Consider the following 23900-nt stretch of genomic DNA (forward strand, 5'->3'; position numbering starts at 1 on the left):
AAGACGCGACATGACCGACGAGCGCTACTGGGACGATGCCAAGGTCGGTGACGAGTGCGTCACCCCCGCGGTGACGGTCACCGAAGCGATGGTGAACGCCTATGCCGAACTAACGGGTGATTTCACGCCTGTGCACGTCGACGAGGACTACGCCAAGACCACGCCCTTCGGCACGCGCGTCGCGCACGGGCTGTTTGGTCTGTCGCTCGCTGACGGTTTGAAGACCCGTGCCGATTATCGCTTCCTTCCGGGAATGTCGCTGGGCTGGACGTGGGATTTCAAGCTGCCGATCAAGCTCGGCGACACCGTGCATGTAAAGTTCCGCATCGGTTCAATGCGCGCCACCAAGCGGGAAGGGTGGGGCATCGTGGTGCTGCCCTCGGAGCTGATCAACCAGCGCGGCGAAGTGGTGCAGCTCGGCGAGCATCGACTGATGATTCCGATGCGCCCGAAGACCAACGCCGCAGGAGAGCAGGCATGACAGTGCAAGATCTGCCGCTGAGAGGCATTCGCGTCATCGACTACAGCCATTTCCTTGCAGGCCCGTTCATGGGCCGCTGCCTCGCCGCGATGGGCGCCGAGGTGATCAAGGTGGAGCGTCCGAAGCAAGGTGATGCGGGCCGCGCCCATGGCTATTTCAAGGACGGACAATCCGGCTACTTCCTGCAGCAGAACATGGGCAAGCAGGGATTGTGCATCGACCTGCGCGACAAGCGCGGTCTCGACATGATGATGAAGCTCATCAACACGGCCGACGTCTTCATCGAAAACTACCGTCCCGGCGCACTCGAACGCCTCGGACTGGGTTACAAGGCGCTGTCGGCGCGAAACCCCAAATTGATCTACTGCTCGGTCTCCGCCTACGGCCATACCGGTCCCTATGCCGACCGTCCCGGATTCGGCCTGATTGCGGAGGCGATGTCGGGTGCCTTGGCGCAACTGGGCTCTCCCGGCGAAGCGCCGCCGCTGCTGCGGATGCCGTTGGCCGACATGTACACCGGCATTCACGGCGTTGCTGCCGTCAATGCCGCGCTGGTCGGCCGCGCATCGTCCGGGCGCGGTCAACATATCGATCTGGCGCTGTACGATTGCGTGGTCTCGATGCACGACTATGCGGTTCAGCGTTACTTCTTTTCTGGCGGTACCGACCTGCCAAAGCAGACCGGCAGCGGTCAGCCGGACTCGACCGTCTACGGCGTCTTTCCGGCAAAGGACGGCAATCTTGTCATCGCCGCACAAGTCGATGATGCGTGGCGACGATTGGCGAGCCTGATCGGGGGGGACACGTTGGCATCCGACGAGCGCTTTGCCAAGCCTGCCGCGCGCAACGCCCATTATGCCGAAGCGATGGATATCGTGCGCAACTGGACGCTGTCGCAACCTTCTCGCGATGCCTGCCTCGCCGCACTCGAGGAGGCGGGTGTTCCGTCCGCTCCCGTGCAGACTATCGAGGAGGTCGTGAAGGATCCGCAGATCCATGCGCGCGGCATGCTGGTCGAGCAGGAGCATCCCGTGCTCGGCAAGGTCACCCTGCCGAACCTGCCGTTCCGATTCTCCGATTGCGACACCATGGTGCGCACTCCAGCACCTCTGCTTGGCCAGGACAACCGCCGCATTGCCGCCTCGCTGGGACTGTCGGCCGAAGCGGTCGATGCGATGGTGCGCGATGGCGTGCTCTACAACGAAGCCGCAGTGCGGGAGTGAGCCATGAGCGATCGTTATGCGGTAATCGGCAATCCGATCGGCTTCAGCAAATCACCTCTCATCCATGGCGCGTTCGCCAAGATGACGGGCCAGGACCTCGTCTATGAGGCGATCGAGAGCCCCCTTAATGGCTTCAGCGAACGGGTCGATCAATTCCGCGCCGAGGGTGCCAAGGGGCTGAACATCACCGCCCCGTTCAAGCTCGATGCCTTCGTCTACGCAAACGAGCATTCCGAGAGCGCCACACGCGCAGGCGCCGCAAACTGCATGAAGTTCGAAGGCGATCGGATCATTGCCGAGAACTTCGATGGTGTCGGCCTTGTGCGCGACATCACCGTCAATCTCGATGTGAAGATGAAAGGCCGCCGCGTCCTGATGCTCGGCGCCGGCGGGGCGGCACGTGGTGCGCTGCTGCCGTTTCTGCGCGAAGAGCCGTCCGAGCTGGTTCTGGTCAATCGAACGCTGGCGAAGGCGGTGGCATTGGCCGAGGAGTTTGCCGGCTGTGGTCCCCTGATGGTCAGCGGCTACACCGAGCTGGCCGATCTCGCCGAGGGGTACGACGTCGTGGTCAACGCGACATCGGCCAGCCTGCGGGGTCAAATGCCGCCGCTTCCACGCAATGTCTTGCGCGGCGCGGAACTGGCATATGAACTTGCCTACGGCAAAGGATTGACTCCCTTTCTGCAGGCGGCTCGCGCGGAAGGCGTCGCCAAGCTCGCCGACGGCGTCGGCATGCTGGTCGAGCAGGCAGCGGAAGCGTTTTCCTGGTGGCGCGGCGTTCGACCGGGCACGGCTCAGGTGATCGCCGAATTGACTGTCCCATTGAGCTGACGGGCGATGCCGAACATGCATCCGAAGTCCAACTTTCTCGTCGGCCTGATCGGCAGCGGCATCGCGGCGTCGCGCACGCCGCCCATGCATGAAGCGGCCGCTGATGCCGCTGGAATCCGGTATCTCTACAAGACGATCGACCTGACCGAGCTGAAGCTCGGCATCGAAGCCTTGCCCGAATTGCTCACGGCCGCAAAGCGCATGGGTTACGATGGTTTGAACGTGACCCATCCCTGCAAGCAGGCAATTCTCCCCCTGCTGGACGCGCTCTCGCCGGATGCAGAAGCGCTCGGCGCGGTGAATACCGTGGTCATCCGGAATAGTCGGATGACCGGCCACAACACGGACTGGTTCGGGTTTGCCGAGAACTTTCGCCGCAACATGCAAGGTGCGCCGCTCGGCCGTGTCGTCCAGTTCGGCGCGGGCGGTGCGGGCGCGGCCGTGGCCTTCGCGCTGATGAAGCTCGGCGTGCAGGAGCTGACCATCATCGACGTCGACTTCGCCAAGGCGCAGGGCGTGGTCGAGGGCTTGTCCCCCCGATTTGCAGAAGGGCGCTTGAGGGCCGGCCAGGATGTTGCAGCCGCCGTGGCCGCCGCTGACGGAATTGTCAACGCGACGCCGATCGGCATGGACAAGTATCCGGGCACACCGCTGCCGACGGCCCTGCTGCGACCCGATCTGTGGGTCGTCGAGATCGTCTATTTCCCGCTGGAAACATCCTTGCTGCGTGCGGCGCGTGCCCTCGGCTGCCGCACCGTCGATGGCGGTGGCATGGCGATCTTCCAGGGCACCGAAGCATTTCGCCTGTTCACCGGCATCTCACCCGATCCAGACGTCTTCTTCGCGACTTTCGCGTCCCTGGGAGGGTGACACCCGGCCGATGGGTGAGCGGCACGTACAACGCCCGAGAGGAAACGTAAGGATGGGCTACACGCTCGATTTCTCGGTGGTTTGGCATGCAATGCCCGCACTGCTGTGGGGTTGCGTGGGTACGTTGAGCCTGGCGTTCGCCGGAATGACGCTGGCGATGCTGATCGGCGTCGGAGGCGTCGCGGCACGCGATTCGAAGGCGGCGTGGCTGCGTGGTCTCGTGATCGGCTTCGTCGAGGTCGTGCGCAATACACCTTTCCTGGTGCAGATCTTCTTCCTGTTCTTCGCCCTGCCGCTCATTGGACTGAAGCTCAATCCGACAGCGACCGCCATAATCGCGCTCGGCATCAATGGCGGCGCCTACGCCATCGAGATCATCCGCGGCGGGGTACAGTCCATTCACAAGGGGCAGGTGGAGGCCGGTTACGCGCTCGGATTGCACAAAGGGCAGGTGTTCCGTTTCATCGTGCTCAAGCCCGCGCTTCGCGCGATCTACCCCTCGCTGACGGGCCAGTTCATCATGCTGACACTGACATCGTCGATCTGTTCGGCTGTGTCCGCCTACGAACTGACGTCGGTTGCACAGCGCATCGAGAGCGACACCTTCCGCAGCTTCGAGGTCTATTTCTCCGTCACCGTCCTCTACCTCGCGATCTCCTGGCTCTTGATGCTGGGCTTTGCGGTCGTCTCTCACCGCTTCTTCTCATATCCGACACGCTGAGGGAGGCCAGCATGACACCGCATTTTGGTCTTCCCGAGTTCGGCTTCCTGCTGCGTGGGTTGCAATGGACGGTGCTGCTCACGCTGGTCGCGTTTGCGGGCGGCTGTACGGCGGGGCTCGCCGTCGCGTTGCTGCGCACCTGTGGCCACAGGGGCGTGGAATGGGGCACCCGCATCTACATCGGGATATTTCAGGGCACCCCGCTGCTGCTGCAGCTTTTCGTCGTGTATTACGGATTGGCGCTGACCGGGCTGAAGCTCGATGCCTTCGCCGCGGTGGCAATCGGTTTCACCGTGAATGCCTCGGCCTTCCTTGGCGAGATCTGGCGCGGCGCGATACAGGCCGTGCCGCGCGGCCAGACCGAAGCGGCGATGGCGCTGGGACTGCACTATTCGTCGCGGATGCGGGACATCGTGCTGCCGCAGGCGATCCGCATCTCACTGCCGGCGACCATCGGCTATCTCGTGCAGCTCATCAAGGGCACCTCGCTCGCCGCCATCGTCGGCTTCATCGAGCTCGCTCGCGCCGGTCAAATCGTGTCGAACCAGACCTTCCAGCCGTTGCTGGTCTTCGGCGTGGTCGGCGCGATGTACTTCGTCGTCTGCTGGCCACTCTCGTGGTGGGGCGGTCGGATGGAGGCCAGGCTCGCCCTGGCCAGTCAAAGATAGTAGCGGCGCACTTACTCTACAAATAACCATCACCAGGAGGAGATACTCATGTTGTTTTCATCCAATCGTCGCCAGCTCAAGCTCGCGCTATTGGCATTGGCGGCTCTCGCCATCGCTGGCAAATCGCAGGCGGGGACACTGCAAGACGTGAAGAAGAAGGGCGTCGTCGTCATCGGCATTCAGGGGGATAATCCGCCCTGGGGCTATGTCGACAGCTCAGGAAAGCAGGATGGCATCGATGCCGACATGGGGCGCGCCTTCGCTGAATATCTCGGCGTCAAGGCCGAGTTCGTCCCGCTGGCGGTGGCCAATCGCATTCCGGCTCTGACCACAGGCCGCGTCGACATTCTGTTCGCAACCATGGCCATGCTGCCCGAGCGCGCGAAGGCGGTGCAATATTCCAAGCCGTATGTCGCCAATGAGATCACGCTCGTCGCCGCCCAGGCGACGCCGATCACCGGCAATGCCGACATGGGCAAGTACGTCATTGGCGTTCCGAGGTCCTCCACGCAGGACACCCAGGTGACCAACAACGCGCCGTCCGGAACCGAAATCCGCAGATTCGACGATGACGCGGCCACCATCCAGGCGCTGCTCTCCGGCCAGGTCCAGGCCGTCGGTGCGAACCTGTTCTATCCGCAGCGTCTGAACGCCGCAAAGCCCGAACTTGGTTTCGAACCCAAGCTGCACTTCACAGCTCTGTACAACGGCGCCTGCACGCGCCTGGGCGAGAAGGAGTGGAATGAGACGGCCAACAAGTTCATCGACGAGATCAAGTCGAACGGAAAACTGGCCGCCTTCTACGCCAAATGGATGAAGGTCCCGGTCCCGGTCTTTCCGGACTCCGTCCCCGGCGTTCCCTTCACCGTCCAATAGCCACTGCGAGCGGCCGACGCGCGATCCGCGTTGGCCGCCGCCCGAGAGCGGAGGCCGGCATGCAAGACCAGAACCTGATCGAAATGAAGGGCGTGCAGAAGTGGTACGGCGGGTACCAGGCTTTGCGCGACGTTGATCTCACCGTGCGCAAGGGCCAAAAGATCGTGCTCTGTGGTCCGTCCGGCTCGGGAAAGTCGACGCTGATCCGCTGCATCAACCGCCTCGAGCCGATCCAGCAGGGCAGCATCGTGGTGAACGGTCATCGGCTGGACGACAGCATCAGGGCCATCGATGTCGTACGCCAGGACGTCGGCATGGTCTTTCAGAGCTTCAATCTTTTCCCGCATATGACGGTCTTGCAGAACTGCACGCTCGCGCCCATTCGCGCGCGCCGCCTCAGCAAAACCGAGGCCGAAGCGACCGCGCGAAAATACCTCGAGCGCGTCCGTATCGGTGACCAGGCCGAGAAATATCCGGCTCAGCTTTCCGGCGGCCAGCAACAGCGTGTCGCGATTGCGCGTGCGCTCTGCATGCAACCGAAAGTAATGTTGTTTGACGAGCCGACCTCGGCTCTCGATCCCGAAATGGTCAAGGAGGTGCTCGACACGATGATCGGCCTCGCCAACGACGGCATGACCATGATTTGCGTCACCCACGAGATGGGCTTTGCCCGCCAGGTTGCCGACCGTGTGATCTTCATGGCTGAAGGTCAGATCATCGAAGAAGACGCGCCTGACGCTTTCTTCCGCAATCCACAGCACGCCCGCACCAGGCAGTTTCTTGGCGAAATCCTCGCCCATCACTGAACGGAGTTGTTGTATGAGTCGTCTCGTCTACGTCCTGAACGGGCCAAATCTCAATCTGCTCGGCAAGCGTCAGCCCCACATCTATGGTCACGAGACGCTTGCGGACGTGGAGCGGGATTGCCGGGCGCTGGCCAGGGAGCTTGGCCTGGAAATTCGCTTTCATCAATCCAATAGGGAATACGAGCTGATCGACTGGATTCACGAGGCGCGCGAGACGGCTGCCGGCATCGTGATGAATCCTGCGGCTTTCACCCATACGTCGGTCGCCATCCTGGATGCCCTGAACACGTTCGAGGGGACCGTGATCGAGGTGCACATTTCCAACGTGCACAGGCGCGAGGAATTCCGCCATCATTCGTTCGTCTCCAAACGGGCTGATGGGATCATCGCAGGCTTTGGCACCCAGGGTTATCTGCTCGGCTTGCGTCGTGTGGCCAGGCTCCTTGACGAGAACAAGGAATAGCATCGGCGCCGGCGGCACGAGAGTTGGCGGTTTCGCTGAAAGTCGACAGCTTTTGTGCGCCCACCATTCTCAAAGCATCTCACACCCAGCCGCCATCGACGATGTAGTGCTGGGCAGTGCAGGCGGAAGCTTCGTCCGAGGCGAGGAAGACGGTGACCTTCGCGACCTCGTCCGGCACCAGCCGGCGCTTCAGGCACTGCCGCTGCTGCAGCTCGATCTCGCCGGCCGGCGTCATCCATTTCTCGAGCTGCCGCTCGGTCATGATCCAGCCGGGCGCGATCGCGTTGACGCGGATATTGTAGGGGCCGTAATCGCGGGCCAGCGAGCGCGTCAATCCGATCACGCCTGATTTGCTGGCGGTGTAGGCGGCCATGCCGCCCTGGCCTGCAATCCACGACACCGAGCCGAAATTGACGATGGCGCCGCCATTGGCGGCCTTCATGTCCGGCAGCACGGCTTGCGACGCGAAGAATTGGTGCTTCAGGTTCACCGCGATGCGGTCGTCCCAATATTCGGGCGTCATCTCCTCGGTCTTGTGCCGTTCGTCATGCGCGGCGTTGTTGATCAGGATGTTGATCGCGCCGTGCGCCTTGCGTGCCTCCACGACGCCGGCGCGCAGCGCGGGGATGTCGGTGAGGTCGACATGTTGGAAATGCGCCGACAGTCCCTGATCGGACAGCTCGCGCGCCAGGCGCTGGCCCTCGTCGATCTTGATGTCGAAGAACACGACCTTGGATTTCTGCTCCGCGAAGCGCCGCACGATCGCAGCGCCAATGCCCGCCGCACCTCCGGTGACGAGCACGACCTTGCCGGCGAGGTCGGAATAGATGGCGGCCATGGGCACCTCCCAGTCATTTGCGGGTGGCGCGGTGGGCCGTCCCGACTCTTGACCAGACCTTAGCCAGTCCGTCCATGAGGTGCATAGGTCAGAATTTTAGTTGCGTACCTCAAAAATTGAAGGCAGAATTGCAGTCAAAGAATAAGATCGGCTGGGAGGATGTGATGAGACTGCTCGGGAAGCTGGGACTCGCCGCTGCCGCATGCCTGCTTGGCGCCCAAATCGCTGCAGCCGATACGACCGTCAAATGGCTCCACATCGAAGCCAACCCCGTCCAGGTGAAGCTCTGGGAGGAAGTTGCGCGCGCCTATGAGGCGTCGCATCCCGGCGTGAAGGTCGAGATGCAGTTCCTCGAGAACGAGGCCTACAAGGCCAAGCTGCCGACCATCCTGCAATCCAAGGACCGGCCGAACATCATCTACAGCTGGGCCGGCGGTGTGCTGAAGACGCAGATCGAGGCCGGCGTGCTCGATGACATCACCGACCAGGTGAAGGGCTACAGCGACAGCCTCACCCCGGCTGCGCTCGCTGCGTTCACGAGCAATGGCCGCGTCTATGGCCTGCCCACCGCGTTGTCGCAGGTCGGCTTCCTCTGCAACAAGGAGCTGATGGCCAAGGCCAAGGTCGATCCCGCCGCCATCAAGAGCTGGGACGATCTGCTCGCCGCGGTGAAGACACTCAAGGCGGCCGGCGTCACGCCGATCGTGGTCGGCGGCGCGGACAAATGGCCGCTGCATTTCTACTGGACCCATCTTGCGGTGCGCATCGGCGGCAAGCCGGCCTTCGATGCGGCGTTGAAGGGCGAGAACGGCGGCTTCGCCGGCGAGACCTTCCAGAAATCGGGCGAGCTGTTCAAGCAGCTGGTCGATCTCCAGCCGTTCCAGAACGGCTTCCTCGGCTTCAAGAACCCGCAGGCCGTCGGCTATTTCGGCGACGGCAAGGCGGCGATGACCTTGGCGATTTCCACCGTCTATCATCTGCAGCGCGCGCTCGCCGCCGACAAGACGGGTCTGTCCGAAGACAAGATCTGCTGGTTCGATTTCCCGGTCGTATCGGGCGGCAAGGGTGCGCCGACGGATACGCTTGGCGGCATCACCGGCTGGCTGATCACCAAGGGCTCGCCGAAAGAAGCCGTCGATTTCCTGAAATACTTCGTCTCGAAGGACGTGCAGACGCGGCTTGCGGCGGGCAACTTCATCATCCCGGTGGTGCAGGGCGCGGACGCCGGTCTCAACAATTCATTCATGAAGCTGATCGCGGCCAATCTCGCGAAGTCGAACTACCACCAGAACTTCTATGACCAGAGTCTCGGCCCCTCGGTCGGCCGCGTCGTCAACGACGTCACTGCGGAGATCGCCGGCGGCAGCATGAGCCCGCAGGACGCCGCGAAAGCGATCGAAGCGGCGTGGAAGCAGGGTAACTGACGGTGGAACGACGCATCGCAAGCGTGCCGGCGATGGGCGTTGCGAAGCCGTCGTTCTCGCCGCTTGCGGTCCGCGGCCCGAGCTGGGACGGCCGCTTCACGGTCCTCATCCTGTTCCTGCCGCCGGCGCTGCTGCTGTTCACGCTGTTCGTGGTCTTGCCGATCGGCGAGGCCGCCTGGTACTCGGCGTTCAACTGGAACGGGTTCGGCAAACCCACCAACTGGATCGGCCTGGACAATTACCGTTTCGTGCTGGAGACGCGCGCCTTCTGGCTCGCGCTGCGCAACAACGGGCTGATCATCGCGGTCTCGCTCGCGATCCAGCTGCCGCTCGCGCTGACGCTGGCTTTGATGCTCGCGGAACGCTTTCGCGGAGCCGTGGCGCTGCGCATGCTGTTCTTCATGCCCTATATCCTCGCCGAGATCGCGACCGGGCTGATCTTCTCCTTCGTCTATGACGGCGACTACGGCCTCGTCGCCTCGATCTGGCGCAGCTTCGGCGCCGAGCCGCCGCATCTGCTCGCCTCGACCGACACCGCGATGCTGGCGGTGCTGATCGTGATCGTGTGGAAATATTTCGGCTTCCACATGATGTTGTTCATCGCGGCACTCCAGGGCCTCGACAAGAGCCTGGTCGAGGCGGCCCGGATCGACGGCGCAACGCGAACGCAGGCGCTGCGCCATGTCGTCATCCCCCTGCTTTATCCGACGATCCGGCTCTCCGTGTTCTTCGCGATCGTCGGCTCATTGCAGCTGTTCGATCTCGTGATGCCGCTGACGCGCGGAGGACCGGCGGATTCCTCCAACACGATGGTCAGCTTCCTCTACAACAACGGCATTTCGCGGATGCGCGTCGGCTACGGCAGCGCCATCGGCGTCATCCTGTTCGTGATTTGCGTGACCTTTGCCTTCACCTACAAGCGATGGTTCATGCGCGATGAGTAGGGCCGAGACCACCCGCGCGCCGTTCGATCCGGCCGTGCTGTTCAAGGCGGCGTTCCTCGCCGTTGTTGCCGTCTTCGTGCTGGTGCCGCTGCTCGCGACCCTGCTCGGCGGCTTCAAATCGCTCGGCGAGTTGCGCGTCAATCCGTTCGGCTGGCCCACGCACTGGGAATGGCAGAACTATGCCGACATCCTGTTCTCGGCCCGCTACTGGCAGCTGCTGCGCAACTCGCTGATCATCTCGACCCTCACCGTGACCTTGACCTTGATCGTCGCCTCGATGGCGGCGTTCACCTTCGCCCACGTCAGATTCTTCGGCAGCTCGATGCTGCTGAGCTATTTGACGCTCGGCCTGCTGTTTCCGGCCGCAACGGCCGTGCTGCCGCTGTTCATCAAGGTGCGCGATCTCGGATTGCTCGATACCTATTTCGGCGTCGCGCTGCCGCAGGTCGCCTTTAGCCTTGCCATGAGCGTGCTGCTGCTGCGGCGCTTCTTCAGGGATATTCCCTATGAGCTGCTCGAGGCCGCGCTGGTCGACGGCTGCAGCTACATCAAATTCTTCCGCTACGTGACATTGCCGTTGTCGCGGCCGATCTTGGCGACCGTCGGCACCATCACCTTCGTCAACAGCTGGAACGCCTATCTGCTGCCACTGGTGATGCTCAACACCGACGCGCTCTATCCCTGGCCGCTCGGCATCATGATTTACCAGGGCGAGTATTCGTCCGAATGGCACCTGATCCTGGCCTTCATCACGCTCACCATCCTGCCGACGATCATTCTGTTTCTGCTGGCACAGAAGCATATCGTCGCCGGCCTCACGGCAGGCGCCGTCAAGGGGTGAGCGGGACTTCACGGAGAGCACAATGAGAAAAGTCGGCGTCGGAATCATCGGCTGCGGTGTGATCAGCACCGCCTACCTCAAGGCAGCGCAGCGCTTCCCGGTCATGGAGGTGAGGGCGCTCGCCGACATGCGCAGCGACGTGGCGGAGCGGCAGGGCGCGGCCTTCGGGCTGCCGGCGATGCGGGTCGATCAGCTGCTCAAGCGCGACGACGTCGAGATCGTCGTCAATCTCACCGTGCCGCTCGCCCACACCGATATCAGCTTGGCTGTGCTGAACGCCGGCAAGCACGTTCATTCCGAGAAGCCGCTTGGTATCAACGTCGCGGAAGCCCGCAAGGTGATGGATCTCGCCGCGCAGAAAAACCTTCGCGTCGGCTGCGCGCCCGACACCTTCCTCGGCGGCGGGCACCAGACCGCGCGCAAGCTGATCGACGACGGCGCGATCGGCACCCCCGTCGCCGGCAGCGCCTTCTTCGGCTGTCCCGGCCATGAGCGCTGGCATCCGGCGCCCGGCTTCTACTACTTGCGCGGCGGCGGACCGATGCTCGACATGGGCCCGTATTACATCACCGATCTCGTGCAGCTCCTGGGGCCGGTCGCGAGCGTGATGGGCTCGACCGCGCGCCCGCGATCGGAGCGTCTGGTCACGAGCCAGCCGACGAACGGCAGCTTGATCCCGGTCGAGGTGTCGACCCACGTCGCGGGCACGCTCGAATTCGAGAATGGAGCGGTGGTCTCGATCACCATGAGCTTCGACGTGCCGAAGCACCGGCACGCGCCGATCGAGATCTATGGCGACAAGGGCAGCATGCTGGTGCCGGACCCGAACCGCTTCGGCGGCGAGGTGCAGGTTGCGAAGACCGGCGGCGAATTCGAGACGGTGCCGCTGACGCACGGCCATGTCGAAGGCGAGTTCCGCTCCATCGGTGTCGCCGACATGGCCGCCGCGATCCTGAACAACCGCCCGCATCGCGCCAGCGGCGCACTGGCTTTCCACGTGCTGGAGGTGATGGAGGCGTTCCAGACCTCCGCCGACGAAGGGCGGCGTGTCAAGATCGAGAGCCGCGTCGAGCGGCCGGCGATTCTGCCGGCCGGACGTGAAACCGGACAGATCGACTGAGGGAATGACCATGCGCAAGGCATTGATTGTATGGGGCGGCTGGCCGGGACACGATCCCGATTTGTGCGCCTCGATGATCCGCGGCTGGCTGAAGGCGGAAGGTTTCGAGGTCCGGATCGAGACCACGACAGAGGCATTCGGCGATCCCGCGATCCATGATCTGTCGCTGATCATCCCGATCTACACGATGTCGAAGATCGAGAAGGCAGACGCGCTCAATCTCTGTGCGGCGGTGCGTGGCGGCGTCGGGCTTGCCGGTCACCATGGCGGCATGTGCGATGCGTTCCGCGATTCCGTGGACTATCAGTTCCTGTGCGGCGGGCAGTGGGTTGCGCATCCCGGCAACATCATCGACTACAAGGTCGACTTGACGAAGCCGGACGACCCCATCATGAAGGGCCTGAAGAGTTTCGAGCATCGTTCCGAGCAATATTACATGCATGTTGACCCCGCCAACGAGGTCCTAGCGACGACCACTTTCACGGGCGAGCACGCGCCCTGGATCGACGGCGTGGTGATGCCGGTGGTCTGGAAGAAGCGTTACGGCGCGGGCAGGGTGTTCTATTCCTCGCTCGGCCACCGTGCCTACGAGCTCGACGTGCCCGAGATCCGGACGTTGATGACCCGCGGCATGCTGTGGGCGGCGCGCGAATGACGGCTGGCGCGATGCAGCCAGCCGTTCGCGCCACGCTGGAGGACGTCGCGCGCGCGGCGGGCGTTTCGCTTGCGACCGTCGATCGAGTCGTCAACCGGCGCGAGGGCGTCCGCGCCAAGACCGTTGCGCGTGTCGAGGCCGCCGTCGCCAAGCTCGGCTACCGCGCGGACTTAGCGGCCGCCCGACTGGCGCGCGGGCAGAGTTTTCGCTTCGCCTTCGTGCTGCCGACCGGCAGCAACAGCTTCATGACCAATCTGACCGAGCAGGTCCAGCGCACCGCGGAGTGGCTCGCCGGTCAACGCGGCTTCATCGATATCCTCCATGTCGACGTGTTCGATCCGGATGTGCTGGCGGGCGCGCTCGAAAACCTGTCGCCGGCCTATCAGGGCGTCGCCGTCATCGCGCTGGACCATCCCAGGGTGCGCGCCGCCATCGACGAGCTCACCGCGCGCGGGGTCGCCGTGGTCACGCTGGTGTCGGACGCGCCGAGTTCGCGCCGCCTGCATTATGTCGGTATCGACAACCCGGCCGCGGGGCGGACTGCCGCAACGCTGATGGGACGTTTCCTGGCCGGGCGCGAGGGAACGGTCGCCGTGATCGCGGGATCGTTGTCGCTGCGCGATCATACCGAGCGGCAGTTCGGCTTCCACCAGATCCTGTCCAGCGAATATCCAAGCCTGGTCGCGCTCCCGGTCATCGAAGGCCGCGACGACAGCGAGCGGACGCGGGAGCTCACCGCCGCGCTGCTCGCGCACCATGCCGATCTTCGCGGCATCTATTGCTGTGGCGCCGGAAACCGCGGCATCGCCGATGCGCTCGAGGCCTCCGGCCGCGCACGCGAGGTGGTCTGGATCACCCACGAGCTCACTCAGCACACGCGGCGGTTCCTGGTCCGCGGCACGCTCGATGCCATCATCAACCAGGATCCCGGGCACGAGGCACGGTCTGCGGCGCGCATCCTGCTCGCGCATTGTTCGGGCGAGCCCATCAGCCCCGACCAGGAACGCATCCGCATCGACATTTTCCTGAGGGACAATCTGCCGTAACGTCGCGCATCGCGGGCAGTGCGCACGCTCCGGTACGCTGACTGTTGAATGTTACCGCGGCGGCGGTGGGAGGGGAAAAAACCTTCTCCGTCAGATGGACATGCGACAGCGGGAAGTCGCTGCCATGATGCCGCGTAGGACGGGCTTGAAGCGGGGCCCTTGCTGAAAGTTCCCGCTTTTGATCCGGCTCAAGATTTTGACCCGGCTAGTTCATTAGAATGCGGTTCCCAGGGGGTGCCACTTGCATCCCGCCTCGGCAGCTTCGCCTCTGGGATGATGACGTCAACCGAGCCGCGTGAAACGCGGGAATGAGTTCATGCCCACATACTATTTCGATATGAAGGATGGGGTCCCTGTTCGCGACAGGTCCGGATTGGAGCTTGTGAGCGATGGCGCCGCCATCGTGCACAGCAAGAGCCTGGCCGACAAGGTGCGGAGGAATAAGCCCAAAGGCCACCCCGACCTCCGGATCGTCGTCATCGACGAGAGCGGCCGGGAAGTCCACCGCGAGCAGATCTATCCGGACGCGACCTGACTATTATCTCAGGCGTTGCGGAACTGCGATTGCCAGCCGTTTGGCGATGTTCGCCGAGATCAGATAGGCAATGGCAATGGCGATGATCGTCGCCATAAGTCCTGCGGAAAGCCCGGTAAAGCCGAATGCGCCTCCCCACGGGCCAAGCGTAAGCGCCACGCCGGCAATCAGGGCGCCGAGAGATGTCGCGATCAGGATGTTGTGCGGGCGGTTCGCGCGCCACGGCAGTTTGCGAGACCGGATCACGAAGATCACCAGGATCTGGGTCGTGATCGATTCCAGGAACCATCCGGTTTGAAACATCGGCGCATCCGCATCGAACAGCTTGAGGAGAACGGCGAAGGTGATCGCGTCGAACAGGGACGACACTATTCCCATGATGATGGTGAAGCGGAGGATGCTTGCCATGTCCCAGGATTCGGGCCCGGCAACGTCTTCAGGGTCGACGTCATCGAAGGGGATGCCGATTTCGGAGAGATCGTAGATCAGATTGTTCAAGAGGATCTGCAGCGGCAGCAACGGCAGGAAGGGAAGGATGATCGAGGCGAGCGCCATCGACAGCATGTTGCCGAAATTCGAGCTCGTTCCCATCCGGACATATTTCAGGATGTTGGCAAACGTCCTGCGCCCTTCGCGCACGCCGGCCGCGAGCACGGACAGGTCCGGCGCCAGCAAGATCATGTCGGCGGCCGCGCGGGCGACCTCGGTCGCGCCCGTGACGGATATGCCGACATGGGCGGCGTGGAGCGCGGGGGCGTCATTGACGCCGTCCCCCATGAAACCGACGACGTGATTGCGGTGCCGGAGCGCGGCGATGATCCGTCGTTTCTGATCGGGGTCGATCCGGGCAAAAAGGTCGATGTCATCGACGCGGGTAACCAGCGCGGCATCGGTGAGCTCGGAGATCTCGGCGCCGGTCATGATCCGGTCCGCTCTGAGGCCGACGGATCGCGCGACGTGCGCGACCACTGCGCCATGGTCACCCGAAATGATCTTGATGGTCACGCCGAGCGAGCTGAGCGCGTCGATCGCCGAGGCTGCATCCTGCTTCGGCGGGTCGGCGAAGGCACAAAAGCCGATCAGGGTCAGATGGGTCTCGTCGCTGACGGCAATGGTCTGCTGGCCGGCCGGAATGGATTTGATGGCGACGGCAAGGAGCCGGAAGCCGTCGCCGGCATAGCGCGCCTGGATGTCGGCCATCTTCTGTTGCCAGGCGGCGTCGAGCGGATGAGCCAGACCATCGATTTCCACGGCAACGCAGCGCGACAGGATGGATTCCGGCGCCCCTTTGGCGATCAGCGTCTGCTCGCCGTTGCGTACCGCTAGAACGGACAGGCAGCGCCGCTCGAAGTCGAACGGGACTTCCGAGAGCCGAACCCAGCCGTCGAGATCATCGCGGCTCGCTGACAGGATCGCGTCATCGAGCGGGCTTCTCACGCCGGCCTGGAACGTGCTGTTCAGGCGGGCGAGGCTCAGAACGCGGTCGCTGGATCGCCCCTGCGGCTCGATATGCGCCGCCAGGGTGATCCTGGCTTCCGTGAGCGTGCCGGTCTTGTCGACACAAAGCGTGTCCATCGCCCCCAGATCGTGGATCGCGGACAACCGCTTGACGATAACCTTTCGCTTCGCCATGCGCAGCGCGCCGCGGGCGAGGGTCACCGTCATCACCATCGGCAGCAGTTCGGGCGTCAAGCCGACGGCGAGCGCGACGGCGAAGAGGAAGGACTCCATTGCGTTACGTTGCGCGACGAGATGAGCCATCAGCACGAAGAGAGTGAGGAAGAGTGTCAGCCGAAGGATCAGAAGTCCGAGCCTGCGGACACCTTGCTCGAGAGCCGTGGGTGGTGAGTTGGCGGCCATTGCCGAGGCGATCGCGCCAAAGCGCGTCCGGCCTCCCGTCGTCACGACCAACATCTTGCCGCTTCCGCCGACGGTACTGGTTCCCGCGAACAGGGCGTTCGTGGCGTCCGCCGGCAATGACGCGGAGCAGGCGCCGTCCGTCTTGAACGCCGGGAACGGCTCGCCTGTCATCAGGGCTTCATTGACCTGCAGATCCTGCGCCTCGAGAACGATGCCGTCGGCCGGTATCAAATCGCCGATACGGAGCTTCACGACGTCCCCCGGGACGAGAGCCGTCACCGAAATCGTCGCATCCTTGCCGTCCCTGACAACGTCAGCCTGGATGGCAACCGATTCCCGCAACGCTTCGGCGGTGAGCTCCGCGCGATGCTCCTGGACGATATCGAGCGTGATGGACAGGGACAGCACGGTTGCGATGATGGCAAAGCTGCCGATATCGCCGCTCAACCCGGATACGAGCGCCGCCGCCAGCAGTATGGCAACCAGCGGATTCCAGAGCCGTTGGCCGAGCTTGCGCAGGGCCGACCGGCCTTGGGAGGCGTCGACGCGGTTTGCGCCGACGATCGCCAGCCGTCGGTCGGCTTCGATGCGTGACAGGCCTTCCGGGCCGGAGCCGAGCGCGCGATAGAGCTCGTCCTTTGGCATTTGCCAGAACGTTGCAGCCAAGGGCTTGGCCGGGCTAAATCGTTCGATCATGGATGGGCTCGGCGGTCGCTGACACTTGGGCGAAACCAGGGTACGGGGCTGCTCGATTTCCGGATTGATGCAACGCAATCCAGCCCCCGGCCGGCATGCTCACACCGTCACGAGGCAGACACCAAGAGCAACGATCATCGCGAGCGGGCTGGCCGCATCAATGCTTGCGGCTGTTTCCCGACGGCGGAAATATCTGATTGGCGGGCGGTTGCCCGCCGGTTGGAACGGCGATGGCAATGAAGCCGCGGCCCATCGAGCCGTGACAAGCATTGCAGCCGTCGGTCAGCACGCGCATGGAAGCGGCGAACTTGCGATCGTCGCCCGCCGCGATCGCGTCGGCGATCGACAGCAGCGGCTCCTTCATCGTGGTCACGTTGCTGACGGGCACCGCCGGGTAGAAAATGGCTGCTTCGGCCAAGCTATTCGTCAGCTGCCGCAACTCATACGCGGCCAGGTCCCAGTTCTTCGCCTTGCCTGCATACCACAGCTTGAGATGCTCAAGCTGTGCCATGCTCATGACCTCGACGAGGCGAGGCGCTTCTTGTTTCGCGCTCGCGGAGGGCGGAAAGTCGGATTGAGCAATCGCGGATGTGATCGCGCCCACCGAAATCGTGAGAACGGCGCACCAATTCTTCAGCGTCATCCGACCATTCCCTGCTGATTGAACGTCTTGAATATCAGCGCCGCGGGCAGCGCTCTTGCGCTGAATCAATCCTTCCGCGTTCCCCGGGGTATCGCGCCCTTGGTTTGTCGCGAAAGGGCGCCAGTACCCACGGCGTCATGGCCGGGCTTGTCCCGGGCGTCCACGCCTTGCCACGCAGCACAAAGAACGTGGGTGCCCGGGCCCTTGCCGCGCCGAAGCGGCTTCGGCCGCGCAGCCGGGACAAGCTCGGGCATGACAACTTCTGCTGAATGTTCAAATGCGATTTCCCATTGTCGTGAATGGCATCGCAGTTTGCGCCTCGACAAAGTGGCCGCGACTGCAGCCGCTTACCGTTCTCGAGTGCCGACACGGGATTTCGTGCGCGGACGATGGGAAGCAATTCGTGATCGGAACCAGCCTTTGTAAATGGGCCATCAGTTACTTCGCGGTCGCAATCGCATGGCTGCTGCTTGCAGAAGCGCTGATCGTCATCGGATTCGGCTTTCCGAACCACGATATCGGCGGCCCGGATACGCTCGTCATCGTCCACATGATCAGTATCGGCTGGTTGAGCACGGTCCTGTGTGGCGCGCTGTTCCAATTCGTGCCGGTGCTGGTCGCAAGGCCGCTCTATGCAGAGCGCTGGACGCTGCCGGCTCTCGCGCTGCTGACGCTGGGGCTGACGGTCCTGCTCGCAGGCTTTCTGGTTCTAGGCGGGCACTTCAACGGGCCGCCCTTGCTGCTTCCCCTTGGCGCTGGCCTGTTGACCGCAGGTTTCGCTCTGGTCGTTGCCAATCTCGGCATGACGCTGTGGTCGGCCCGTCCCTTGCCCGGACCGGCGCGGTTCGTCGCGGGTGGGCTTGCCTGCATCTGTGTCACGGCGACATTCGGCGGCCTGTTCTCGCTGGTGCTGTCCGGAACCGCCATCGGGGCGCAATGGCCGGACCTGCTGGTGTCCGGCGTTCCGATCCACGCGATTGCGGGGCTTGGTGGATGGCTGACATTCACGGCCATGGGCGTCAGCTATCGCCTGCTTGCGATGTTCATGCTCGCGCCCGACGGCGATGCGCGGCTCGGCCGGCTGGCCTGGCTTGCCGGCATCGCCGCGCTGGCGGTCGGACTTGTCGGCGGCGTGCTTGCGCTCGGGCGCATGACCGGGCTGAATGTGGCGCTTCTGCTTGCAGGAGCGGCAGCGCTGCTGTCGCTGGCCGCCTACGGTCGCGACGTGCTCAGCCTGTACAGGACCCGCAAACGTCGTGCGCTCGAGCTCAACACGGGCATGAGCCTCGTTGCGCTGGCGAGTCTCGCCGCCGCCGCAATGCTGGGCGCCACGCTTCTTGCGACCGGTGCTTTCTCATCCCATGTCGGGGCGCTGGTCTTTCTCGTCGCGTTCGGCTGGCTCACCGGCCTCGTGCTTGCCAATCTCTACAAGATCGTGCCGTTCCTGACCTGGCTCGAGACCTACGGCCCGGTGATGGGCAGAGCGCCGACGCCGCGCGTCCAGGATCTCGTTGCCGAGCGCCGCGCGTTGAAATGGTTCGTACTGTTCTTTGCCGGAAGCTGGACGGCGACGTTGATGCTCCTGTTCGACACGGCACTCGGCTTCCGCATCGCCGTCGCGGTGGTGACGCTTGCGACGCTCGGCCTGAGCGAGGAGTTCATCAGGGCCCGGCGGCTTGCGGACGTGGCGGAGCCGCTGCGCCTGCCGACCGGAGCCGCAATGCCTCATCTTCTGGTCTCACGGAACTGAATGGAGATTGCCATGACCGCATTCGTCGACGTCGATGTCCGGCCGATCCTGCGGGCAGGCGGCGAGCCGTTCTCGATCATCATGGCCGCGCTCGAACGGCTCGAACCCGGAGAGGGGCTGCGGCTCTATGCTCCCTTCAAGCCGGTTCCTCTGTTCGACGTCATGGCGAGCAAGGGCTTTGCTCATCGCGAGGCCGAGCTGGAAGGCGGCGAATGGGAGATCCGCTTTATGCCGGACGATGGCTCGGTCGGAACAGCTGAACCGGCCTCCGCTGCCGCGAGCGACGACGATTGGCCGGAGCCGGCGGTTCATCTCGACAATCGCGACCTCGATCCGCCGGAGCCGATGGTGCGCATTCTGGCTGCCCTGGAACGGCTCGCGCCGGGCCAGACGCTCCACGCCCTGCTCAGTCGCGAACCGGTCTTCCTGTTTCGGGAGCTGGAGAAGCGCGGCCATCAATGGCGCGGCGACTTCACGCCGCAAAAGGATTCCTATCAACTGACGGTGAGGGTGCACGCATGACCTTCCATGATGAGGATCTCGTCGCCAGGATAAAGCAGGCGCTGAAGGTGGTGATCGATCCGGAGCTCGGGCACAACATCGTCGACCTCGGCTTCATCTATGATGTCCAGGTCGACGGCGGCGCCGCGCACATCACCATGACGGCGACGACACGCGGCTGTCCCGCCGCGTCCTTCCTCAAGGAGGGGGTCGCGAGCAGCGCATGCCTCGTTCCGGGAGTGGACTCGGTCGATGTCACCATGACGTTCGAGCCGCCCTGGCAACCCTCGATGATCTCGCCGGGCGTCAGGTCGTCGCTCGGCTTTGCCGAGGTGAATTGAGCTGGCGAGGCGACTGCGCTGGCTACTCGCCTTCGGAGCCGGGGCCGGACCAGATCTTTGCGGGTGCGCGCAGCCTCGCGAGGTCGAGCAGGTTGATCGCCCGGGCGGCGATCTGGTCGATCACCTCGTCCATCGACTGTGGTCTTAGATAGAAGGCCGGCATCGGCGGGGCAATGATCGCGCCGATCTCGGTCGCCTGCAGCATGCTGCGCAAATGGCCGAGATGCAGCGGGCTCTCGCGGACCAGCAACACCAGCCGGCGCCGTTCCTTGAGCTGCACGTCGGCCGCGCGGGCCAGGAGGTTGTCGAGCTGCCCCCAGGCGATCGCCGAGAGCGTACGGATCGAGCACGGCGCCACGATCATACCCGCGACCGGATAAGAGCCGCTGGCGATCGCGGCCCCGATGTCCGAATGAGAATGGTCGCGGAAGGCGAGCGCGCGCAGCCGCGCCAGCGCATTGCTGCCCACTTCTTCGTTCAAGGTTCGTTCGGCCGCGGGCGAGACCACGAGATGCACCGCGTAATCCGGATTGTCGGCCAGCAATTCGACGATGCGCATGCCGATCGCGGCGCCCGAGGCGCCGCTGATGCCGACGATGATGCCTTGCCGCCCGCTCATGAGAGGGCCGGGGCGCGCGCCGTGGTGGACAGGCCGAGTGTAGCCCACATCGCATCGATGCGCGCGACCACGGCAGGATCCATGGCCAGCGGAACGCCCCATTCGCGATCCGTCTCCGGTGGGATCTTGGTGGTGGCGTCGATGCCGAGCTTGCCGCCAAGCCCCGATTTCGGCGAGGCGAAGTCGAGATAGTCGATCGGCGTGTCGGTGAGGGTCACGAGGTCGCGCGAGGCATCGCTGCGCGTCGAGACGGCCCACATCACGGCCTGCCAATCGCGGACGTCGATATCGTCGTCGACCACGATCAGGAGCTTTGTGTAGCTGAACTGCGGCAGCATCGACCACAGACCCAGCATCAGCCGCCGCGCTTGTCCGGGATAGCGCTTCTTGATCGCCGCGACCGCGATCCGGTAGGAGCAGGCCTCCGGCGGCAGCCAGCAATCGGTCACCTCAGGGAATTGCTGACGGATCAGCGGAACGAACAGGCGATTGAGCGCCTCGCCGATCCGCGACGGCTCGTCCGGCGGCCGGCCCGTGAAGGTCGAGAGGTAGACGGGCTGCCGCCTGGTGGTGATCGCCGTCACGCGCATCACCGGGAATTCCTCGACGGAATTATAGTACCCGGTGTGATCGCCATACGGACCCTCGGGCGCGGTTTCGGTCGCGGAGACGAAGCCCTCGATGACGATCTCGGCCTCGGCCGGGATCGCGAGCGGGACGGTGAGGCATGGCGCGAGGTCGGGCCGCTCGCCGCGCAGGATGCCGGCGAAGCGCAGCTCCGACATGGTCTCGGGCAGCGGCAGCACCGCGGCCAGGATGGTGGCGGGGTCGGCACCGATGACGATCGCGACCGGCATGTCGCGCCCGATCGCCTTCCATTGCTGGTGATGCCGGGCGCCGCCGCGATGCGCGAGCCAGCGGATGATGGCGCGATCGCGGCCGAGCACCTGCATGCGGTAGACGCCGACATTCTCCTCCTGGTCGGCCGTCGCGGATTCCGGCGGCACGGTGATCACGAGCGGCCAGGTGATCAGCGGCGCCGGCTCGCCGGGCCAGCAGATCTGGACCGGCAATCGCGCGAGATCGATGTCGGGCCCCATCGTGACGCAATCCTGCACCGGCGCGCCTGCGCGCGTGCGCGGACGCGTCGCCAGCGCGGCGCGGGCGAGCGGAAGCTTGTCGAAGACATCCCTGATGCTGTTCGGCGGTCGCGGCGCGCGGAGCTCGGCCATCAGCACGCCAAGCTCTTCGAGACGGTCGGGCGCGATTCCCATGCCCCATGCGATCCGCTCGACCGTCCCGAACAGATTGGTGAGGAGCGGCATCTGCGAGGGGCGGCCATCGGCCCTGACCGGCTGCTCGAACAATAATGCCGGTCCGTGTACCTCAAGCACACGCCGGTGGATTTCCGTGATCTCGTGGACGACGGAGACCTTCTCGCGAATGCGTCGCAACTGTCCCCGGCTCTCGATGAAGCGCAGGAAGTCGGACAAGTCGCGAAAGCGCGGCACATCACGCTGCAACTGGACAAGCTCCCAAAAAATCACAGCTAGCCGTGTTGTTTTCGGTCTTCATTGTTCCCGCTCAAATACAGCGGCGTGCAATCCGTCCAGATGTGGGCCATGAATGATCCGTCCGCCGCATCGCCCGGCCAATTGCCGACGATTCCGCCGCTCGTCGCAATTGCCATGCGTCCGCTACCTCTGCTGCCGTTGCAGCTCGTTCTCGGCGGCGTCCTGCAGCGGATCCACCGGCGCAATCCTGCAATGTTCGACCGGCTCGGCGATCACGCGCGCGCGCGGTTCGGGATCAAGCCGATCGATCTGCCCTTTGCCTTCGTGGTCGAGGCGAGGCCGCCGCGCCTGTCCGTCGTGCGCGAGCTGCCGAAAGGCCTGGACGCGCGGATCTCCGCCTCGCTTGCCAATCTCCTGGCCCTGCTCGAAGGCAGGGTCGATGGCGATGCCTTGATGTTCTCGCGCGAGCTCGTCGTCGAGGGCGATGTCGAGGCGGTGCTGGCGTTGCGCAATGCGATCGACGACGCCCAGCTCGATCTCGCTACTGAAGTGTCCTCGTTGTTTGGCCCGCTGGGCGCGCCGGCGAGGCGCGCCTTCGCGGCCGCCCTTGGCCGTATGATCGGCTCATCCGGCCAAGGCGAGTCATCGAGATGATGGAACTGATCTGTCCCGCCGGAACGCCGGCTGCGCTGAAGAGCGCCATCGATGCCGGCGCCGACGCGATCTATTGCGGCTTCTCCGACGAGACCAATGCGCGCAACTTTCCGGGATTGAATTTCAGCCGCGACGAGATGCGCAAGAGCATCGCGCTGGCGCATAGCCGCGGCGCGCGGGTCCTGGTGGCCATCAACACCTTCCCGCGCGCCTCCGCCGTCGACATCTGGCATCGCGCGGTGGACGATGCGGTGAGCGCCGGAGCCGACGCTCTGATCCTCGCCGACATCGGCTTGATGGATTACACCGCGCGGCGCCATCCGAACCAGCGTCTGCACGTCTCGGTTCAGGCCGCCGCCGCGAACCCGGATGCCATCGCCTTCTACGCCGAAAATTTCGGGGCGCGGCGCGTCGTGCTGCCGCGTGTCCTGAGCGTGCCCGAGATTGCCGAGATCACCCGCGAGTCCGCCTGCGAGACCGAGGTATTCGTGTTCGGCGGGCTCTGCGTGATGGCGGAGGGGCGCTGCTCGCTGTCGTCCTATGCGACCGGAAAGTCGCCGAACATGCAGGGCGTCTGCTCGCCGCCGAGCCACGTGACCTACGAACAGAGCGCGGACGGGACGAAGTCGAGCTTGGGCGGCTTCACCATCAACCGGTTCGCCGCGAGTGAGCCCGCGGGCTATCCGACGCTGTGCAAGGGCCGCTTCTCGACCGCGCAGGGCGCCGGTTACATCTTTGAGGATCCCGTCAGCCTAGATGCCACGACCTTGCTTCGGGGTTTGCGCGATGCCGGCGTCACCGCGCTCAAGATCGAGGGCCGCCAGCGCGGCCGGGCCTATGTCGAAAGCGTGGTGCGCCATTTCCGCCATGCACTCGCGGCGCTGGAAAGCGGGAGCGAGGCCGACATCGCAAGCCTGAAGCCGTTCACAGAAGGGCAGGCCTCCACGCTCGGCGCCTATCGCAAGAATTGGCGCTAATCG

At 64.1% G+C, this 23900-nt stretch carries 26 protein-coding genes; 21 read left to right on the plus strand and 5 right to left on the minus strand.

Features of this window, described 5'->3' with window-relative positions; genetic code table 11:
• Positions 1–10 precede the first annotated feature (10 nt).
• Genes RPS27_RS21990 through aroQ form a run of 9 tightly spaced genes read left to right on the plus strand, consistent with a single transcriptional unit; the run spans position 11 to position 6939 of the window.
• The gene (locus RPS27_RS21990) at positions 11–481 is read left to right on the plus strand and encodes a MaoC/PaaZ C-terminal domain-containing protein (protein ID WP_313754374.1); all 471 of its coding nucleotides are present in this window, start codon (positions 11–13) and stop codon (positions 479–481) included.
• Positions 478–1704, plus strand: coding sequence for a CoA transferase (locus RPS27_RS21995; protein ID WP_313754375.1), 1227 nt, complete (start codon positions 478–480; stop codon positions 1702–1704). Before RPS27_RS21990 ends, RPS27_RS21995 begins: the two co-directional genes overlap by 4 nt.
• A gap of 3 nt (positions 1705–1707) precedes the next feature.
• Positions 1708–2535 (plus strand): shikimate dehydrogenase, encoded by an 828-nt coding sequence (gene aroE / locus RPS27_RS22000; RefSeq protein ID WP_313754376.1) that lies wholly within the window; start codon positions 1708–1710, stop codon positions 2533–2535.
• A gap of 15 nt (positions 2536–2550) precedes the next feature.
• Entirely contained in the window at positions 2551–3405 is an 855-nt protein-coding gene (locus RPS27_RS22005; protein WP_313754568.1) for a shikimate dehydrogenase, read from the plus strand.
• A gap of 52 nt (positions 3406–3457) precedes the next feature.
• The gene (locus RPS27_RS22010; RefSeq protein ID WP_313754377.1) at positions 3458–4126 is read left to right on the plus strand and encodes an amino acid ABC transporter permease; all 669 of its coding nucleotides are present in this window, start codon (positions 3458–3460) and stop codon (positions 4124–4126) included.
• 11 nt (positions 4127–4137) lie between these two features.
• Positions 4138–4794: an amino acid ABC transporter permease gene (locus RPS27_RS22015; RefSeq protein ID WP_313754378.1), complete on the plus strand. Its 657-nt coding sequence runs from the start codon at positions 4138–4140 to the stop codon at positions 4792–4794.
• A 48-nt stretch (positions 4795–4842) separates the two neighbouring features.
• Entirely contained in the window at positions 4843–5670 is an 828-nt protein-coding gene (locus RPS27_RS22020) for a transporter substrate-binding domain-containing protein (protein WP_313754379.1), read from the plus strand.
• Positions 5671–5729: 59 nt separating this feature from the next.
• Entirely contained in the window at positions 5730–6476 is a 747-nt protein-coding gene (locus RPS27_RS22025; RefSeq protein ID WP_313754380.1) for an amino acid ABC transporter ATP-binding protein, read from the plus strand.
• A gap of 13 nt (positions 6477–6489) precedes the next feature.
• Positions 6490–6939, plus strand: a complete 450-nt coding sequence (gene aroQ / locus RPS27_RS22030) for a type II 3-dehydroquinate dehydratase (protein ID WP_313754381.1) — start codon at positions 6490–6492, stop codon at positions 6937–6939.
• A gap of 79 nt (positions 6940–7018) precedes the next feature.
• Here the strand turns inward: aroQ and RPS27_RS22035 are convergent, their stop codons facing one another.
• Positions 7019–7777: an SDR family NAD(P)-dependent oxidoreductase gene (locus RPS27_RS22035; RefSeq protein ID WP_212067511.1), complete on the minus strand. Its 759-nt coding sequence runs from the start codon at positions 7775–7777 to the stop codon at positions 7019–7021.
• Between the two features lie 164 nt (positions 7778–7941).
• On the opposite strand from RPS27_RS22035, the gene RPS27_RS22040 reads away from it, so the two are divergent.
• The 7 genes from RPS27_RS22040 (at position 7942) to RPS27_RS22070 (ending at position 14342) form a co-directional block, all read left to right on the plus strand.
• Complete coding sequence (locus RPS27_RS22040; RefSeq protein WP_313754382.1) at positions 7942–9201, plus strand: extracellular solute-binding protein; 1260 nt, start codon at positions 7942–7944, stop codon at positions 9199–9201.
• A 2-nt stretch (positions 9202–9203) separates the two neighbouring features.
• On the plus strand, positions 9204–10145 hold the full coding sequence (locus tag RPS27_RS22045) for a carbohydrate ABC transporter permease (protein WP_194403663.1): 942 nt from the start codon (positions 9204–9206) through the stop codon (positions 10143–10145).
• Entirely contained in the window at positions 10138–10986 is an 849-nt protein-coding gene (locus tag RPS27_RS22050; RefSeq protein ID WP_194403662.1) for a carbohydrate ABC transporter permease, read from the plus strand. The genes RPS27_RS22045 and RPS27_RS22050 overlap by 8 nt, the downstream gene beginning before the upstream one ends.
• 22 nt (positions 10987–11008) lie before the next feature.
• A complete protein-coding gene (locus RPS27_RS22055; protein WP_313754383.1) occupies positions 11009–12106 on the plus strand; it encodes a Gfo/Idh/MocA family oxidoreductase in 1098 nt (365 codons plus the stop codon).
• A 10-nt stretch (positions 12107–12116) separates the two neighbouring features.
• Positions 12117–12761 carry a ThuA domain-containing protein gene (locus tag RPS27_RS22060; RefSeq protein WP_194403660.1) on the plus strand — a complete coding sequence of 215 codons (645 nt, stop codon included), beginning with the start codon at positions 12117–12119 and terminating at the stop codon, positions 12759–12761.
• On the plus strand, positions 12758–13807 hold the full coding sequence (locus tag RPS27_RS22065; RefSeq protein WP_313754384.1) for a LacI family DNA-binding transcriptional regulator: 1050 nt from the start codon (positions 12758–12760) through the stop codon (positions 13805–13807). Before RPS27_RS22060 ends, RPS27_RS22065 begins: the two co-directional genes overlap by 4 nt.
• 316 nt (positions 13808–14123) lie before the next feature.
• Positions 14124–14342, plus strand: a complete 219-nt coding sequence (locus RPS27_RS22070; RefSeq protein ID WP_194403658.1) for a DUF6894 family protein — start codon at positions 14124–14126, stop codon at positions 14340–14342.
• A gap of 3 nt (positions 14343–14345) precedes the next feature.
• On the opposite strand, the gene mgtA is transcribed toward RPS27_RS22070, so the two are convergent.
• Together mgtA and RPS27_RS22080 are read right to left on the minus strand one after the other, a co-directional pair.
• Complete coding sequence (mgtA, locus tag RPS27_RS22075) at positions 14346–16898, minus strand: magnesium-translocating P-type ATPase (protein WP_313754385.1); 2553 nt, start codon at positions 16896–16898, stop codon at positions 14346–14348.
• 157 nt (positions 16899–17055) lie between these two features.
• Positions 17056–17541, minus strand: coding sequence for a hypothetical protein (locus tag RPS27_RS22080; protein WP_313754386.1), 486 nt, complete (start codon positions 17539–17541; stop codon positions 17056–17058).
• 403 nt (positions 17542–17944) lie between these two features.
• Between RPS27_RS22080 and RPS27_RS22085 the strand changes: the two genes are divergently transcribed.
• Genes RPS27_RS22085 through RPS27_RS22095 form a run of 3 tightly spaced genes read left to right on the plus strand, consistent with a single transcriptional unit; the run spans position 17945 to position 20133 of the window.
• Complete coding sequence (locus tag RPS27_RS22085; RefSeq protein WP_313754387.1) at positions 17945–19291, plus strand: hypothetical protein; 1347 nt, start codon at positions 17945–17947, stop codon at positions 19289–19291.
• A gap of 12 nt (positions 19292–19303) precedes the next feature.
• Positions 19304–19813 carry a DUF2249 domain-containing protein gene (locus tag RPS27_RS22090; protein WP_313754388.1) on the plus strand — a complete coding sequence of 170 codons (510 nt, stop codon included), beginning with the start codon at positions 19304–19306 and terminating at the stop codon, positions 19811–19813.
• Positions 19810–20133, plus strand: a complete 324-nt coding sequence (locus tag RPS27_RS22095; protein WP_313754389.1) for a metal-sulfur cluster assembly factor — start codon at positions 19810–19812, stop codon at positions 20131–20133. The genes RPS27_RS22090 and RPS27_RS22095 overlap by 4 nt, the downstream gene beginning before the upstream one ends.
• A gap of 22 nt (positions 20134–20155) precedes the next feature.
• Here RPS27_RS22095 and RPS27_RS22100 read toward each other — a convergent pair whose 3' ends face one another.
• Together RPS27_RS22100 and RPS27_RS22105 are read right to left on the minus strand one after the other, a co-directional pair.
• The gene (locus RPS27_RS22100; protein ID WP_313754390.1) at positions 20156–20752 is read right to left on the minus strand and encodes a UbiX family flavin prenyltransferase; all 597 of its coding nucleotides are present in this window, start codon (positions 20750–20752) and stop codon (positions 20156–20158) included.
• Complete coding sequence (locus RPS27_RS22105; protein ID WP_313754391.1) at positions 20749–22275, minus strand: UbiD family decarboxylase; 1527 nt, start codon at positions 22273–22275, stop codon at positions 20749–20751. The genes RPS27_RS22100 and RPS27_RS22105 overlap by 4 nt, the downstream gene beginning before the upstream one ends.
• A 99-nt stretch (positions 22276–22374) precedes the next feature.
• Between RPS27_RS22105 and RPS27_RS22110 the strand changes: the two genes are divergently transcribed.
• Entirely contained in the window at positions 22375–22920 is a 546-nt protein-coding gene (locus RPS27_RS22110; protein ID WP_313754392.1) for an SCP2 sterol-binding domain-containing protein, read from the plus strand.
• Positions 22920–23897, plus strand: a complete 978-nt coding sequence (locus RPS27_RS22115) for a peptidase U32 family protein (protein ID WP_313754569.1) — start codon at positions 22920–22922, stop codon at positions 23895–23897. The genes RPS27_RS22110 and RPS27_RS22115 overlap by 1 nt, the downstream gene beginning before the upstream one ends.
• Positions 23898–23900: the final 3 nt, after the last annotated feature.

Source organism: Bradyrhizobium sp. WYCCWR 12699 (genome assembly GCF_032144035.1).
Classification (GTDB): domain Bacteria; phylum Pseudomonadota; class Alphaproteobacteria; order Rhizobiales; family Xanthobacteraceae; genus Bradyrhizobium.

Coding starts and splice junctions, on each gene's coding strand:
- RPS27_RS21990 (WP_313754374.1), top strand. CDS start 11: ATGACCGACGAGCGCTACTGGGACGATGCCAAGGTCGGTGACGAGTGC.
- RPS27_RS21995 (WP_313754375.1), top strand. CDS start 478: ATGACAGTGCAAGATCTGCCGCTGAGAGGCATTCGCGTCATCGACTAC.
- aroE (WP_313754376.1), top strand. CDS start 1,708: ATGAGCGATCGTTATGCGGTAATCGGCAATCCGATCGGCTTCAGCAAA.
- RPS27_RS22005 (WP_313754568.1), top strand. CDS start 2,551: ATGCATCCGAAGTCCAACTTTCTCGTCGGCCTGATCGGCAGCGGCATC.
- RPS27_RS22010 (WP_313754377.1), top strand. CDS start 3,458: ATGGGCTACACGCTCGATTTCTCGGTGGTTTGGCATGCAATGCCCGCA.
- RPS27_RS22015 (WP_313754378.1), top strand. CDS start 4,138: ATGACACCGCATTTTGGTCTTCCCGAGTTCGGCTTCCTGCTGCGTGGG.
- RPS27_RS22020 (WP_313754379.1), top strand. CDS start 4,843: ATGTTGTTTTCATCCAATCGTCGCCAGCTCAAGCTCGCGCTATTGGCA.
- RPS27_RS22025 (WP_313754380.1), top strand. CDS start 5,730: ATGCAAGACCAGAACCTGATCGAAATGAAGGGCGTGCAGAAGTGGTAC.
- aroQ (WP_313754381.1), top strand. CDS start 6,490: ATGAGTCGTCTCGTCTACGTCCTGAACGGGCCAAATCTCAATCTGCTC.
- RPS27_RS22035 (WP_212067511.1), bottom strand. CDS start 7,777: ATGGCCGCCATCTATTCCGACCTCGCCGGCAAGGTCGTGCTCGTCACC.
- RPS27_RS22040 (WP_313754382.1), top strand. CDS start 7,942: ATGAGACTGCTCGGGAAGCTGGGACTCGCCGCTGCCGCATGCCTGCTT.
- RPS27_RS22050 (WP_194403662.1), top strand. CDS start 10,138: ATGAGTAGGGCCGAGACCACCCGCGCGCCGTTCGATCCGGCCGTGCTG.
- RPS27_RS22055 (WP_313754383.1), top strand. CDS start 11,009: ATGAGAAAAGTCGGCGTCGGAATCATCGGCTGCGGTGTGATCAGCACC.
- RPS27_RS22060 (WP_194403660.1), top strand. CDS start 12,117: ATGCGCAAGGCATTGATTGTATGGGGCGGCTGGCCGGGACACGATCCC.
- RPS27_RS22065 (WP_313754384.1), top strand. CDS start 12,758: ATGACGGCTGGCGCGATGCAGCCAGCCGTTCGCGCCACGCTGGAGGAC.
- RPS27_RS22070 (WP_194403658.1), top strand. CDS start 14,124: ATGCCCACATACTATTTCGATATGAAGGATGGGGTCCCTGTTCGCGAC.
- mgtA (WP_313754385.1), bottom strand. CDS start 16,898: ATGATCGAACGATTTAGCCCGGCCAAGCCCTTGGCTGCAACGTTCTGG.
- RPS27_RS22080 (WP_313754386.1), bottom strand. CDS start 17,541: ATGACGCTGAAGAATTGGTGCGCCGTTCTCACGATTTCGGTGGGCGCG.
- RPS27_RS22090 (WP_313754388.1), top strand. CDS start 19,304: ATGACCGCATTCGTCGACGTCGATGTCCGGCCGATCCTGCGGGCAGGC.
- RPS27_RS22095 (WP_313754389.1), top strand. CDS start 19,810: ATGACCTTCCATGATGAGGATCTCGTCGCCAGGATAAAGCAGGCGCTG.
- RPS27_RS22100 (WP_313754390.1), bottom strand. CDS start 20,752: ATGAGCGGGCGGCAAGGCATCATCGTCGGCATCAGCGGCGCCTCGGGC.
- RPS27_RS22110 (WP_313754392.1), top strand. CDS start 22,375: ATGAATGATCCGTCCGCCGCATCGCCCGGCCAATTGCCGACGATTCCG.
- RPS27_RS22115 (WP_313754569.1), top strand. CDS start 22,920: ATGGAACTGATCTGTCCCGCCGGAACGCCGGCTGCGCTGAAGAGCGCC.